The following is a 13,024-nucleotide window of genomic DNA, read 5'->3' as shown; positions in this document are numbered from 1 at the left end:
TGCGCGGATCGCGTCGCATTCGGCATCGCGAGCTCGCGGCAGGTACACGCCAGCGCGCCGTCACCGGCATTCGCAGGCCTTGAGACGCCCCGCGCCACAATCGCCCGACGGCCAGCGCGTACCATGCGCCGCATCCCACCACGAGGCGACCCATGCGCCAGCCCATCCAGACCGACCGCGCCCCCGCCGCCATCGGCCCGTATTCGCAGGCCGTGCGCGCCGGCCAGACCGTTTTCCTGTCCGGCCAGATCCCGCTGGATCCGTCGACGGGCGAGCTGGTGCAGGGCGATATCGCCACGCAGGCCCGCCGCGCGTTCGACAACCTTCGCGCGGTCTGCGAGGCGGCCGGCGGCTCGTTCGATGGCGTCGTCCGCCTCGGCCTTTACCTCACCGACCTCGGCGACTTCGCCGCCGTGAACGCGGTGATGGGCGAGTATTTCCAGGCGCCGTTCCCCGCGCGCTCGACGATCCAGGTCTCGGGCCTGCCGAAGGGCGCGCAGTTCGAGGTCGACGCGATCCTGGTCCTCGGCTGATCGATGCCCCGCGCGGCGCGACCGACGCCCGCCCTCGCGCCGGCCGGCGACGCGCCGCTGACGTCGCTGCGCGGCTGCGGCCCGGCGCTCGCCGAGAAGCTCGCGTCGCGCGGGCTGTCGACGCTGCAGGATCTGTGGCTGCAGCTGCCGCGCGGCTACGAGGACCGCACGAAGATCGTCGCGATCCGCGAGCTCCAGCCGGGGCATGCGGCGCAGGTCGAGGGTGTGGTCGAGGCGGTCGAGAAGGCCTTCCGCTACCGGCCGATGCTCAAGGTCGCGATCACGGACGAGTCGCGCGGCACGCTCGTGCTGCGCTTTTTCCATTTCCGTGCCGCCCAGGTCGCGCAGTTCCAGCCGGGCACGCGGCTGCGCTGCTTCGGCATGCCCAAGCTGGGCCCGCAGGGACTCGAGATCGTGCATCCGAGCTATCGGGTCGTCGAGCCGGACGAGCTGCTCGGCAGCACGCTCGATCCGGTCTATCCGCAGATTGAAGGCGTCGCGCCGGCGACGCTGCGACGCCTGATCGGCCTCGCGGTCGACCGCCTTCCGCCGGACGAGGCACTGGAGCTGCTGCCCGCCGACTGGTGGGCGGATCTGGGCCTGCCGTCGCTGCGGAATGCGCTGGTGACCGTCCACCGCCCGGCGGCGGGTGACGACGTCGCCGCGTTGCTCGCCGGCCGGCATCCCGCGCAGCGCCGCCTCGCGCTCGAGGAGCTGCTCGCGCACCACCTGAGCCTGCGCGGCCAGCGCCGCGTGCATCGCGCGCAGCGGGCGCCGGCGCTCACCGATCCGCACCTGGCGATGCGCCTGCGCGACGCGCTGCCGTTCCGGCTCACCGGTGCGCAGCAACGCGTCTTCGCCGAGGTCGCGCGCGATCTCGCGCAGCCGGTGCCGATGCTGCGCCTGGTGCAGGGCGACGTCGGCTCCGGCAAGACGGTGGTCGCCGCGATGGCCGCGTTGCTCGCCGTCGGCAGTGGACGGCAGGCCGCGCTGATGGCACCGACGGAACTGCTCGCCGAGCAGCACCTCGTGAACCTGCGCAACTGGCTCGAGCCGCTCGGCCTGCGCGTGGCCTGGCTCGCGGGCAAGGTCACCGGGCGCGCCCGTGCGCAGGTACTTGCCGACGTCGCCTCGGGCGCGGCGCAGGTCGTGGTCGGCACGCATGCCTTGATGCAGGAGGGCGTCGCCTTCCACGACCTCGCGCTCGCGATCGTCGATGAGCAGCACCGCTTCGGTGTGCACCAGCGCCTCGCGCTCGTCGACAAGGGCGCGAGTGATGAGCCTGCGGCGCGCACGGTGCCGCACCAGCTCGTCATGACCGCGACGCCGATCCCGCGCACCCTCGCGATGGCGGCCTACGCGGACCTCGACGTGTCCACGATCGACGAGCTCCCGCCGGGCCGCACGCCCGTGACCACCGTCGTGCTCGCGCAGGATCGCCGCCCGGAGCTCGTCGAGCGCATCCGCCGCGCCTGCGCGGAAGGGCGGCAGGCCTACTGGGTCTGCACGCTGATCGACGAGAGCGAGGAGCTCGAGGCACGCGCCGCGCAGACGACGTTCGACGAATTGACCGCGCAGTTGCCGGAGTTGCGCCTTGCGCTCGTGCACGGGCGCATGCGCCCCGCCGAGAAGCAGGCCGCGATGGCGGCGTTCAAGGACGGCGCGACGCACGTGCTGGTCGCCACCACCGTCATCGAGGTCGGCGTCGACGTGCCGAACGCCTCGCTGATGATCATCGAGAATGCCGAGCGCCTCGGGCTGTCGCAGCTGCACCAGCTGCGCGGGCGGGTGGGGCGGGGGAGCGCGGTGTCGAGCTGCGTGCTGCTCTACCAGCCGCCGCTGTCGCAGATGGCCCGCGAGCGCCTCGCCACGATGCGCGAGACCAACGACGGCTTCGTGATTGCCGAGCGCGACCTCGAGCTGCGCGGCCCCGGCGAGCTGCTCGGCACGCGTCAGACCGGCCTCGCCGGCTTCCGCGTCGCCGACCTGCAGCGCGACGCCGACCTGCTGCCGCGCGTGCAGGCGCTCGGCGAGCGCATCGCCGGGCGCGCGCCGCAACTGGCGGACCGGATCGTCGCGCGCTGGGTGGGCGGGGCGGTGAGGTACGCGTCGGCCTGAGCGTCAGGTCCCGGGGGGCGTCGCCGGCACCGGCACGCGGTCGACGCGCTACTCTCGCGCGTTCCCTGTTCCGGCCCGCGCCCATGTCCGACCGCATTCCCCTCCTGATCGACACCGACCCCGGGGTCGACGACGCGCTCGCGCTGCTGATGGCCTTCAACGACCCGCGGCACGAGGTCGTCGGCCTGACGATCGCGGCGGGCAACGTCGGCCTCGCGCACACGGTCGCGAACGCGCTGAAGCTGTGCGAGGTGGCGGGCGTGGACGTGCCGGTGTTCGCCGGCTGCGCATCGCCCATGCTGCATCCGGCACGGGACGCCGCCTACGTGCACGGGCTGGACGGCTTCGGCGACGTCGGCTTCGAGGCCGCTCGGGCGCAGGCACAGGCCGAGCACGCGGCGCTCGCGATCCTGCGCCTGTCGCACGAGCATGCCGGCCGCCTGCTGCTGGTCGCGCTCGGGCCGCTCACCAACGTCGCGCTGGCGCTCAAGCTCGATCCCACGTTGCCTTCGCGCGTGGCGCGCTTCGTCGTGATGGGCGGGGCGGTCACGGCGCACGGCAACATCACGCCGGCGGCGGAGTTCAACGTCGCCTTCGATCCCGAGGCCGCGCACATCGTCTTCGAGGGTTTTCCCGCGATCGACCTGGCCGACTGGGAGGCCACGATGGCCCACGGCTTCGCGCATGCCGAGTTCGAGCGCTGGCTGCAGGCGCCGTCGCCGCGTGCCCGGTTCTACGATGCGATCTCCGCGAAGACCCGCGCCTGGTCCGAGGGGCGCCGCGGCGAGCACTGGCATTCGGCCGACGCGCTCGCGATGGCCTATGCCCTGGAACCGGACGGTGCGGTCGAGGTGGCCGCGCGGCCGGTGGCCGTCGAGCTCGAAGGCCGCCTCGCGCGCGGGGCCACGATCGTGGACTGGCGCCGGGAGGGCGGGGCGCCGGACAACTGCCGGATCCTGCTGCGCTACGACCAGAGCCGCTTCGAGGGCCTGATGCGGGGCGCACTCGGGGTCTGACGCGGCCGGCGCCCTCACACGGCTTGCACGCCCGGGAGACGGTCCGTATACTGCGCGGCTCCCTGAATCTCTTATTGGTGAATGCCATGAAGAACGGCATCCATCCCGAGTACCGCGAAGTCGTCTTCCAGGACGTCACCACGGACTTCTCGTTCCTGACCCGTTCCACGCTCGGCTCCAAGGAGACGATCAAGTGGGAAGACGGCAACGACTACCCGCTGGTGAAGGTCGACATCTCGTCGGCCTCGCATCCGTTCTACACGGGCAAGAACAAGATCATCGACACCGGTGGTCGCGTCGACAAGTTCCGCCAGCGCTACGCGAAGAAGTAATCCGGCTCCACCGGGTCACCGCGAAGCCCGCGCACGACGGCTGCCCTCCGGGGCGGCCGTCGTCGTTTGCGTGTCCGGCGGCGATCTGCTCCCTGCCGGTGACCGTGTTGGCGCGTCCTATGGCGGGTGGCCGAGCCGGGTGACCCGGGGCGGTTCGCCGGTACCGTTGCCGGGCGAGTTGAACGAGGGCGCCCTCCACTCGGCGATGCCCGCGATGCCCGTCCATTGGACCTTGGTCGCGCACTGCCTGCGCAGGCGCATGTGCGATAATCCGCCGCTTGCGGTCCGTCCGCGAACGACCTTTCTCCTCTCGCCGCGACATGCGCGCGGCACGCTTTCCTGGAGCGCTCCGTGTCCGAGAACACCACCGGCCTGCAGCAGGTCACCCTGACCGCCGGCGACACCAACGTGACCCTGCCCGTGCTGCACCCGACCCTCGGCGCGCCGTGCATCGACATCGCCAAGCTGCCATCGGCGACCGGCGCCTTCACCTACGACAACGGCTTCACCGCGACGGCGAGCTGCAAGTCGGCGATCACCTACATCGACGGCGATGCCGGCGTGCTGCTCTACCGCGGCTATCCGATCGAGCAGCTCGCCGAGAAGTCGAGCTTCCTCGAGGTCGCCTACCTGCTGATGAACGGCGAACTGCCGACCACGCAGGAGTTCGACAAGTTCGAGCACGAGGTCACGCATCACACGATGATGCACGAGGCCTTCCGCACGTTCCTCTACGGTTTCCGCCACGACGCGCATCCGATGGCGATGCTCGTCGGCATGCTCGGCTCGATGGCGAGCTTCTACCACAACGAGCTCGACCTCGAGGATCCGGAGCAGCGCCGCCTCGCGGCGATCCGCCTGATCGCGAAGGTGCCGACGATCGCCGCGGCCTGCCATCGCTATTCGATCGGCTGGCCGATCCGCTATCCGAAGAATTCGCTCGAGTACACCACGCGCTTCCTGCACATGATGAAGGAAGTGCCGGCCGAACCGCTCGAGCTCAATCCGGTGGCCGCCAAGGCACTCGACCTGCTCTTCATCCTGCACGCCGACCACGAGCAGAACGCGTCGACGTCGACGGTCCGCCTGATCGGTTCCACCGGTGCGAACCCCTACGCCTGCATCGCGGGCGGCGTCGCGGCGCTGTGGGGGCCGGCGCACGGCGGCGCGAACGAGGCGGTGCTGAAGATGCTCGCCGAGATCGGCCGCCCCGAGAACGTGGGCAGCGCGGTCGACAGGGCGAAGGACAAGAACTCGGGCTTCCGCCTGATGGGCTTTGGCCACCGCGTCTACAAGAACTACGACCCGCGCGCCGCGCTGGTCCGCAAGATGACGCACGAGGTGCTCGGCGCGCTCAATATCAACGATCCGCTGCTCGAGGTCGCGATGCGACTCGAGGAGGCCGCGCTGAAGGACGAGTACTTCGTCGCGCGCAAGCTCTATCCGAACGTCGATTTCTACTCGGGCATCATCTACAAGGCGCTCGGGATCCCGGTGGAGATGTTCACCGTGATGTTCGCGATCGCGCGCACCGCGGGCTGGGTCAGCCACTGGCTGGAGCAGCAGAACGACCCGGAAAACAAGATCGGCCGTCCGCGCCAGATCTATACGGGCGCCACGCAGCGCGACTACGTGGGCGTCGACCAGCGCTGACGATGCACCGTGCATCGCACCCGATCGAGAAGCCGCGGCCCGTCCGCGGCTTCTTCGTTGCGGGATGGCGGTTCGTCGCGTTCAAGTGGAGCGTCTATGCGCTGCTCGCGCTGAACGTCGCGCTCTATGGGGCGCACGGCAGTTCGACCGAGCAGCTCGACACCGCGGCATGGCTCGCGCTGCTGCTGCTCTTCGAGTGGGAGACCGGCAACTGGTCGATGCGGCCGGGCGCGCGGCTCGTCGTCCATAGCCTGCGCCTGGTCGCATCCGTCGCGGTCGTGGCGGCGTGCGCCGGCTATGCGCTGCAGCGGGAATGGCTCGACTTCGCGAACGCGGCGACGTGGCTGGCCGTGGTCGGGTCGCTGGAGCTGGAAGTGCGCGTGCCGGCGCACCGGACGCGCGTCCATCGCGTCCGCCATGCCGTCACGATGCTGCTCTACCTCGCGCTCGCGGGTTTCGTCGCGGCCTGGCTGGCGATCGGTCTTGCGCAGGGCGGGGCGGGGGCGTGGCTCGACGCCTGGGACGGCGCGCTCTGGCTGCTCGCGTTCGCGGCGATCGAGCTCAATCTCTTCGGCGGACGCCTTACGCACGGCCGCAGCGCGGTCGACCCGTCGCCCGCCCCGCGGACACGGCCCTAGCCCAGCCCGGACTCGAAGCCGTCGATCTCGGCCTCGGCCATCAACTGTCGCAGCTGGCTCGCACTCGCGCGGCGCATCGGCTTTTCGTCGACCGGCGAGAGCGGTGCCTGCCGCAGGACGTCGTGCGGCAGTACGGTCACGTCGAAGGGCAGGTCGTCCGCGCTGAAGATCCACGCGGGAAATTCGTCGTCGCGATGGCGGTCGAGGCGCAGGCGCCGGCTGCGCGATTGCGCGGGGATCCGATGCTCGTCGAAGAAGCGCACGAGTGCATCGGCATCGTCGACGTGCAGGTGGAGGGTCACCGGCGAGCGCGCGTCGGCGGTTCCCTCGAGCACCGGCCCGACCAGGCGGGGGTCGAACGCGCGGAAAAAGCGCATCGCCTCGAGTGCGGCCTCGCGACGGCGCTGGAGCTCGCCGGCGGCGTCGCGGCGGAACAGGCGCTGATACTGGCGCAGCGCGGCCTCGATCTCGGTGTTCCGCGGCAGCGAGGCGTCGTCGAAGATGCCGAGCCGCTCCGCGGCCTTGAGCTTGGCCTGGTGGTAGTCGGCGATGCCGCTCTCGGCCATCAGGCGGGCGGCTTCGCCGGCGAGGCGCTCTCGACGCTCTCGCAGCCGCGACTGGGCGTGCTGGTGGGCGTGCTGACGGGCAGGGCGCATGGCGAGGCTCCGTGGCAGGCGAGGCGGGGTCCGCCGCCGGCTGGGGCACCGGCGCAGCCACGCTAGCACGCCCCTTCGACACCCGCGTTCGCGCGGTCGCCACGTCGCTGTGCGAGTCAGCCTCGCGTCATCATCCTGTGACTGCCGCGCGGCAATACCGCGCGCTGCCGTCAGAAGATGTCGAACGATTCCTCGCTGCGCTCGCCCGAGGACGAACTCGACGGGCCGTAGTCGACGTCGGCCTCCATGCGCTCGAGGTCCTCGGCCTTGACCCACTCCGTGATGCCACCGCCGGTACTGCTCGGGACCAGTCGCCCGCCGGCGCCGACGGCCACTTTCACCATGCCGTCCGGCGGATCGTTCGCCTTGATCGGCACGTCCTTCAATGCGACGCGCATGTAGTCGATCCAGATCGGCAGCGCGGCCTTGCCGCCATACTCGCGATAGCCCAGCGACTTGAAGTCGTCGCGGCCGACCCAGACGGTGGTCACGAGCGGGCCGCCGAAGCCGGAGAACCAGGCGTCGCGGTGATCGTTCGTCGAGCCGGTCTTGCCGCCGACGTCCTCGCGGCCGAGCACCTTCGCCGCGGTGCCGGTGCCGCGCTGGACGACGTCGCGCAGGATGGAGACGATCTGGTAGCCGATGCGCTCGTCGATCGCGCGCGGGGCGAGCAGCATCTTGCTCGTGTCCACCTTCGGGCGGGCAGGGGCGGCGGCGGTCTTGGCGTCCTTGTCCTTGTCCTTCGCGTCCGCCGGCTCGGCTGCCGCGCCCGGCGCAGGACCGAGGTCGAAGCCGTCGACCACCGTCGGGGGTGCCTTGACCTCGCCGCCCGCAGCCGTCGCGGCGCCGCCGCAACCGTGGCAGCCCGTCGCGGGCTTTTCCTTGAAGACGACGGCGCCGTTGCGGTCCTTGACGGTGTCAATGAACCAGGGCGTGACGCGGAAGCCGCCGTTCGAGAACACCGCATAGCCGCGCGCGACCGACAGCGGCGTCAGCGAGGCCGTGCCGAGCGACATCGACAGGTTCGGCGGCAGGTCCTTTTCGTCGAAGCCGAAGTGGCTGATGAACTTGCGCGCGTAGTCGACGCCGATCGCGTCGAGCAGGCGCACCGACACCAGGTTTCGCGACTGCACCATCGCCTCGCGCAGGCGCATCGGGCCGGCGAAGTTGCCCGTGTCGTTCTGCGGGCGCCACAGGTGGCCGACGCGATCGCGGAAGACGACCGGGGCGTCGAGCACGATCGAGGCGGGATTGAAGCCGCGCTCGAACGAGGCCGCATAGACGAACGGCTTGAAGCTCGAGCCCGGCTGGCGCTTGGCCTGCGTGGCGCGGTTGAACTTGTTGCCGGCGAAGCTGTAGCCGCCCGACAGCGCGCGCAGTGCGCCGGTCATGGCGTCGATCGAGACGAGTGCGGCCTGCGCGCGCGGAAGCTGGTCAAGCCGGTAGCTCACCTTCCCGGTGGTGGCGACGGCACCCGGCGTGGCGGCCGCGGCCGCATCCTGGGTGGACGCCGGCTCGCCCTTCGGCATCTCGACGCTCCGGCGCAGGCGTACCACGTCGCCACGCTTGAGCGCGCCGAGGCTCGCGCCCGGCCAGCCGCGGCTGCCGTCGAGCTCGACCGTCTCGGCGTTGCCCAGCACGAACTCCGCGCGACCGCTGCGGGCCGACACGACCACGGCCGGGACGAGGTCGCCCTGGGCGGGAAGATCGCGCAGGCGCTTCGCGGTGGCTTCCACGCTCTCGCCTTCCGCGAGGTCGAAGTGCTTTTCCGGGCCGCGCCAGCCGTGACGGCGGTCGTAGGTGTGCAGGCCCTCGCGCAGGGCCTGGTCGGCCGCGGCCTGCAGCGTCGGGTCGATCGTCGTGGTGACGTGGTAGCCCTTCTTCAGCGCCTCGGGGCCGAAGCGCTCGATCATCTCCTGGCGCACCATCTCGGCCACGTAGGGCGCATAGACCTGCACCGGGCGCTCGTGCGGGCTGGCGTGCATCGGCACGGCCTTCGCCTGGTCGGCCTCGGCGCGCGAGACGAACTTGAGCTGCGCCATCCGGTCGAGGATGTAATCGCGGCGCTCCTTGGCGCGGGCGGTGTTGCTGATGGGGTTCGCCGCCGACGGGAACTTCGGGATGCCCGCGAGCGACGCCATCTCGTCCAGCGACAGCTTGTCGAGCGGCTTGCCGTAGTAGAACTCCGACGCCGCCCCCACGCCGTAGGCGCGATTGCCGAAGAAGCTCACGTTGAGGTACAGCTCGAAGATCTCGTCCTTGCTGAGCTCGCGCTCCATCCGCACGGCGAGCAGCATCTCGGCGAGCTTGCGCGTGTAGCTGTACTCCGAGCTCAGGAAGAACTGGCGGGCGACCTGCTGGGTGATGGTCGATCCGCCGGGCACGCGCCGGTCGTCGGTCGTCGCCAGCAGCCAGACCGCGCGCGCGATGCCTTTGAAGTCCACGCCGTGGTGCTGGTAGAAGCGTGCGTCCTCGATCGCGATGAAGGCCTGCTTCAGGCGCTCGGGCACCTTCTCGATCTGGACCGGGTAGCGCCGCGACTCGCCGAACAGCGCCATCAGGCGCCCGTCCCGCGAGTAGACGTACATCGGCTCCTCGAGCTCGACGTTGCGCAGCGTCTCCACATCCGGGAGCTTGGGCGCGATCACGGCATACAGCGCGCCGGCGGTGATCAGGCCGAGCACGACGAGGCCGGCGGTGGCGAACAGCGCCCAGCGGAGCAGGCGACGGAAACGGGGCATCGGGGGCTTCCCGGAGCGGAACGCGGGGGCCGGCAGTATAGAGGAGCCCCTCGGCGCTTCACTTCGACCTGGCGCCGGAAATCCGGCGAAAAACGGACGGTGACGTTCAGGAATCCGCTGACGGCTTTTTGTCGGAGCCGATCACGAAACGTGATGTCCCGGTTGCCACGGGGTGAAAAGTCCGTTATCTAGGCTCTGCCACACGAAGTGCATCGGAACGCCGTGGCAGGGGAGATCTGAAGTGGGCGTGATCACGAAGAGCCAGCCGGCGATCGTCGGCGTGGATATCAGTTCGACCGCCGTCAAGCTGTTGCAGCTCTCGCGAGCCGGCAACCGCTACCGCGTCGAGCACTATGCGGTGGAACCGCTGCCGCCCAACGCGGTCGTCGAGAAGAACATCGTCGAGGTCGAGGCGGTGGGCGAGGCGATCAAGCGGGCCGTCGCACGCTCGGGCACCCGGGCCCGACACGCGGCCGCGGCGGTCGCCGGCTCGGCGGTGATCACCAAGGTGATCCCGATGCCGTCCGACCTCGATGGCGACGAACTCGAGGCGCAGGTCGAGCTCGAGGCCGCGAACTACGTCCCGTACCCGATCGACGAGGTCAACCTCGACTTCGAGGTGCTCGGACCGATGCCGAACACGCCGGACATGGTGCAGGTGCTCCTCGCCGCGTCCCGCTCCGAGAACGTCGAGATCCGCGCATCCGCGCTCGAGCTCGGTGGGCTCAACGCGAAGGTCATGGACGTCGAGAGCTTCGCGATCGAGAACGCCTTCGCTCTCCTCGCCGAGCAGCTGAAGACGCCGCGCGACGGGCTCGTCGCGATGGTCGACTCCGGCGCCACGATGACTACGCTCTACGTGCTCCGCAATGGCCGCACGCTGTATTCGCGCGAGCAGGTCTTCGGCGGCAAGCAGCTCACCGACGAGGTGATGCGCCGCTACGGCCTGTCCTACGAGGAAGCCGGCCAGGCCAAGCGCCAGGGCGGGCTACCCGAGGGCTACCAGACCGAGGTGCTCGAGCCGTTCAAGGAGGCAATGGTCCAGCAGATCTCGCGCCTGCTGCAGTTCTTCTACGCGGGCAGCGAATTCAACCGGGTCGACCAGCTCGTGATCGCCGGCGGTGGCGCCGCGATCGCCGGCATCGACCGCATGCTCGAGGACCAGCTGGGCATCCCGACCATGGTCGCGAACCCGCTGGCCAACATGACGCTCGGCCCGCGCGTGCAGCCGCACGCGCTCGCGCAGGACGCGCCGTCGCTGATGATCGCCTGCGGCCTGGCCCTGAGGAGCTTCGACTGATGGCCCGCATCAATCTCCTCCCCTGGCGCGCCGAGCGGCGCAAGCAGCGCCAGAAAGAGTTCACGCTGATGCTGGGCGCCACGGCGATCGGTGCCCTGGTGCTCGCGCTCGGCATCAACAGCTACTACGGCTCGCAGATCGACGGCCAGAACGCGCGCAATACGTTCCTGCAGGGCGAGATCACCAGGGTCGAGTCGCAGATCACCGAGATCGACGAGCTCAACAAGACCAAGGCGCGCCTGCTCGCGCGCAAGGACGTCATCGAGAAGCTGCAGTCCAGCCGCTCGCAGATGGTCCACCTGTTCGACTCGCTGGTGCGCACGATTCCCGACGGCGTCGTCCTGATGTCCATCAAGCAGGACGACCAGCTGCTCACGCTCGAAGGGCGCTCGCAGTCCAACGCGCGCGTGTCGACCTACATGCGCAACCTCGAGGGTTCGGGGTGGATGACGAATCCCGAGCTTTCCGTGATCGAAGCGAAGGGCGACGACAAGGGCCTGCCGTACGAGTTCAGGCTGCAGGTGACGCTGGCGAATCCGAACGCGCCGCGCGATACCGATAACGACGGCCTGCCCGACGCGCCGAGTGCGCCGGCCGCTGCGGCCGTGCCTGCCACGACGGTCCCGGAGCAGGTGCCGCCTGCCAGCAGCGCGGCTCCAGCCGGGGCGACCGGCGCAGCAGAGACGAGCACGCCCGCGGCACCGGCCGCGCCCGCCGTTTCGTCGCCGACTACGCCCTCGAACAGCGACTCGGCCGCGCCCTCCGGCCGACGCGATGCGGCTCAGGGAGGTGCCCCGTGAGCAAGAAGATGGATCTGAAGAATCTCGACCTAAACAACATCGGCTCGTGGCCTACTGCGGCGAAGGCGGTGTTCTGCGCGTTGGTCGGGCTCTTGATCATCGGCCTCTTCTGGTCGCTCTTCATCTCCGACAAGACGTCGGAGCTCGAGCGCCTCGAGGGCGAGGAGGCACGGCTGCGCGACGAATTCGTCACCAAGCAGGGCCAGGCCGCGAACCTCGGTGCCCTCAAGCAGCAGCTCGTCCAGATGGAGCAGCAACTCCAGCAGATGCTTCGCCAGCTGCCGAGCAAGAACGAAATGCCGGACCTGATCGTCGACATCTCGCAGACCGCGCTCGCCACGGGCATCACGAACGAGCTGTTCCAGCCCGGGCAGGAGCTGCCGAAGGACTTCTACGCCGAGAAGCCGATCGCGCTGCGCATGGTGGGCACGTACCACCAGTTCGGCGCCTTCGTCAGCGGCGTGGCCTCGCTGCCGCGCGTGGTGATCATGACCATGCACGACATCTCGCTGAAGCCCAAGGGCGCCGCGGCCCCCGGCGTCACCGCCGCCACGAACACGGGGCAGCTCGAACTGTCGGGAACCGTGAAGACGTATCGCTACCTCGACGAAGAAGAAGTCGCTGCAAGCCAGGCCGCCGCGCCCGGCGCGGCGCCTGCGACCGCTCCGGCGCCCGCGCCGGCGGCGAATGGAGGCTGACATGGAGATCCGTATCCTCCGTTCTACGATGTCCGGCCTCGCGGTCCTCGTCCTCGCCGGCGGTTGCGCGCGTGGGGTGACGAGCAAGCCCGGCGACGCGCCGAACCTCGAGAATTTCGTTGCCGAGGTGCGCCGCCGCCCGGCGCCACCGCTCGAGCCTCTGCCGGTGATGCAGCAGTTCGAGACCTTCCAGTACGCGGCGCAGGGCCTGCGCGATCCGTTCAGTCGCGCATTCGCCGATCAGGGCGGCGGCAGTGGGCCGCGTCCGGATTCCGACCGCCGCAAGCAACCGCTCGAAACGTTCCCGCTCGACAGCCTCGACATGGTCGGCACGCTCGGCAAGGGGCCCGGGCTGGTCGCGCTGGTCATGGCGCCGGACAAGGTGACCTACCGCGTCCGCATCGGCGACTACATGGGCCAGTCGGACGGGCGCGTGACCTCGATCCATGACGACCGGATCGAACTGGTGGAACTCGTACCCGACGGAGCCGGGGGCTGGCTGGAACGGCCTGCCACCGTGGCTCTCGACGAACAATAAG

Annotated in this window: 12 protein-coding genes; 10 read left to right on the top strand and 2 right to left on the bottom strand. The window is 70.0% G+C overall.

Annotation, left to right across the window (positions count from 1 at the left end; genetic code table 11):
- The first annotated feature begins 152 nt into the window (after positions 1-152).
- The 6 genes from ACYVJJ_RS00245 to ACYVJJ_RS00220 all read left to right on the top strand — a co-directional run bounded on the left by ACYVJJ_RS00245 (position 153) and on the right by ACYVJJ_RS00220 (position 6,290).
- Entirely contained in the window at positions 153-533 is a 381-nt protein-coding gene (locus ACYVJJ_RS00245; RefSeq protein ID WP_460830163.1) for a RidA family protein, read from the top strand.
- A gap of 3 nt (positions 534-536) precedes the next feature.
- Positions 537-2,651, top strand: coding sequence for an ATP-dependent DNA helicase RecG (recG, locus tag ACYVJJ_RS00240; RefSeq protein WP_460830161.1), 2,115 nt, complete (start codon positions 537-539; stop codon positions 2,649-2,651).
- Positions 2,652-2,734: 83 nt separating this feature from the next.
- Positions 2,735-3,667, top strand: a complete 933-nt coding sequence (locus tag ACYVJJ_RS00235; protein WP_460830159.1) for a nucleoside hydrolase — start codon at positions 2,735-2,737, stop codon at positions 3,665-3,667.
- A gap of 86 nt (positions 3,668-3,753) precedes the next feature.
- Positions 3,754-3,999: a type B 50S ribosomal protein L31 gene (locus ACYVJJ_RS00230; RefSeq protein WP_460830158.1), complete on the top strand. Its 246-nt coding sequence runs from the start codon at positions 3,754-3,756 to the stop codon at positions 3,997-3,999.
- A 351-nt stretch (positions 4,000-4,350) separates the two neighbouring features.
- Complete coding sequence (locus tag ACYVJJ_RS00225; protein WP_460830156.1) at positions 4,351-5,652, top strand: citrate synthase; 1,302 nt, start codon at positions 4,351-4,353, stop codon at positions 5,650-5,652.
- A 2-nt stretch (positions 5,653-5,654) separates the two neighbouring features.
- The gene (locus tag ACYVJJ_RS00220) at positions 5,655-6,290 is read left to right on the top strand and encodes a hypothetical protein (RefSeq protein WP_460830155.1); all 636 of its coding nucleotides are present in this window, start codon (positions 5,655-5,657) and stop codon (positions 6,288-6,290) included.
- Here ACYVJJ_RS00220 and ACYVJJ_RS00215 read toward each other — a convergent pair.
- Positions 6,287-6,946 carry a hypothetical protein gene (locus ACYVJJ_RS00215; RefSeq protein ID WP_460830153.1) on the bottom strand — a complete coding sequence of 220 codons (660 nt, stop codon included), beginning with the start codon at positions 6,944-6,946 and terminating at the stop codon, positions 6,287-6,289. The genes ACYVJJ_RS00220 and ACYVJJ_RS00215 overlap by 4 nt on opposite strands.
- A gap of 170 nt (positions 6,947-7,116) precedes the next feature.
- The gene (locus tag ACYVJJ_RS00210) at positions 7,117-9,687 is read right to left on the bottom strand and encodes a penicillin-binding protein 1A (protein WP_460830152.1); all 2,571 of its coding nucleotides are present in this window, start codon (positions 9,685-9,687) and stop codon (positions 7,117-7,119) included.
- Between the two features lie 241 nt (positions 9,688-9,928).
- Here ACYVJJ_RS00210 and ACYVJJ_RS00205 point away from each other — a divergent pair, with 241 nt between their 5' ends.
- Genes ACYVJJ_RS00205 through ACYVJJ_RS00190 form a run of 4 tightly spaced genes read left to right on the top strand, consistent with a single transcriptional unit; the run spans position 9,929 to position 13,023 of the window.
- Positions 9,929-10,987 carry a pilus assembly protein PilM gene (locus ACYVJJ_RS00205; protein ID WP_460830150.1) on the top strand — a complete coding sequence of 353 codons (1,059 nt, stop codon included), beginning with the start codon at positions 9,929-9,931 and terminating at the stop codon, positions 10,985-10,987.
- A complete protein-coding gene (locus ACYVJJ_RS00200; RefSeq protein WP_460830148.1) occupies positions 10,987-11,787 on the top strand; it encodes a PilN domain-containing protein in 801 nt (266 codons plus the stop codon). The genes ACYVJJ_RS00205 and ACYVJJ_RS00200 overlap by 1 nt, the downstream gene beginning before the upstream one ends.
- Positions 11,784-12,485, top strand: a complete 702-nt coding sequence (locus tag ACYVJJ_RS00195; protein WP_460830147.1) for a type IV pilus inner membrane component PilO — start codon at positions 11,784-11,786, stop codon at positions 12,483-12,485. The genes ACYVJJ_RS00200 and ACYVJJ_RS00195 overlap by 4 nt, the downstream gene beginning before the upstream one ends.
- A gap of 28 nt (positions 12,486-12,513) precedes the next feature.
- Entirely contained in the window at positions 12,514-13,023 is a 510-nt protein-coding gene (locus ACYVJJ_RS00190) for a pilus assembly protein PilP (protein WP_460830856.1), read from the top strand.
- Position 13,024 lies beyond the last annotated feature (1 nt).

Source organism: Lysobacter humi (ex Lee et al. 2017) (assembly GCF_054781815.1).
The sequence above is the reverse complement of the archived record's forward strand: the minus strand, read 5'-3'. Positions and strand labels throughout refer to the sequence as shown.

Coding starts and splice junctions, on each gene's coding strand:
- ACYVJJ_RS00245 (WP_460830163.1), top strand. CDS start 153: ATGCGCCAGCCCATCCAGACCGACCGCGCCCCCGCCGCCATCGGCCCG.
- recG (WP_460830161.1), top strand. CDS start 537: ATGCCCCGCGCGGCGCGACCGACGCCCGCCCTCGCGCCGGCCGGCGAC.
- ACYVJJ_RS00235 (WP_460830159.1), top strand. CDS start 2,735: ATGTCCGACCGCATTCCCCTCCTGATCGACACCGACCCCGGGGTCGAC.
- ACYVJJ_RS00230 (WP_460830158.1), top strand. CDS start 3,754: ATGAAGAACGGCATCCATCCCGAGTACCGCGAAGTCGTCTTCCAGGAC.
- ACYVJJ_RS00220 (WP_460830155.1), top strand. CDS start 5,655: ATGCACCGTGCATCGCACCCGATCGAGAAGCCGCGGCCCGTCCGCGGC.
- ACYVJJ_RS00215 (WP_460830153.1), bottom strand. CDS start 6,946: ATGCGCCCTGCCCGTCAGCACGCCCACCAGCACGCCCAGTCGCGGCTG.
- ACYVJJ_RS00210 (WP_460830152.1), bottom strand. CDS start 9,687: ATGCCCCGTTTCCGTCGCCTGCTCCGCTGGGCGCTGTTCGCCACCGCC.
- ACYVJJ_RS00200 (WP_460830148.1), top strand. CDS start 10,987: ATGGCCCGCATCAATCTCCTCCCCTGGCGCGCCGAGCGGCGCAAGCAG.
- ACYVJJ_RS00190 (WP_460830856.1), top strand. CDS start 12,514: ATGTCCGGCCTCGCGGTCCTCGTCCTCGCCGGCGGTTGCGCGCGTGGG.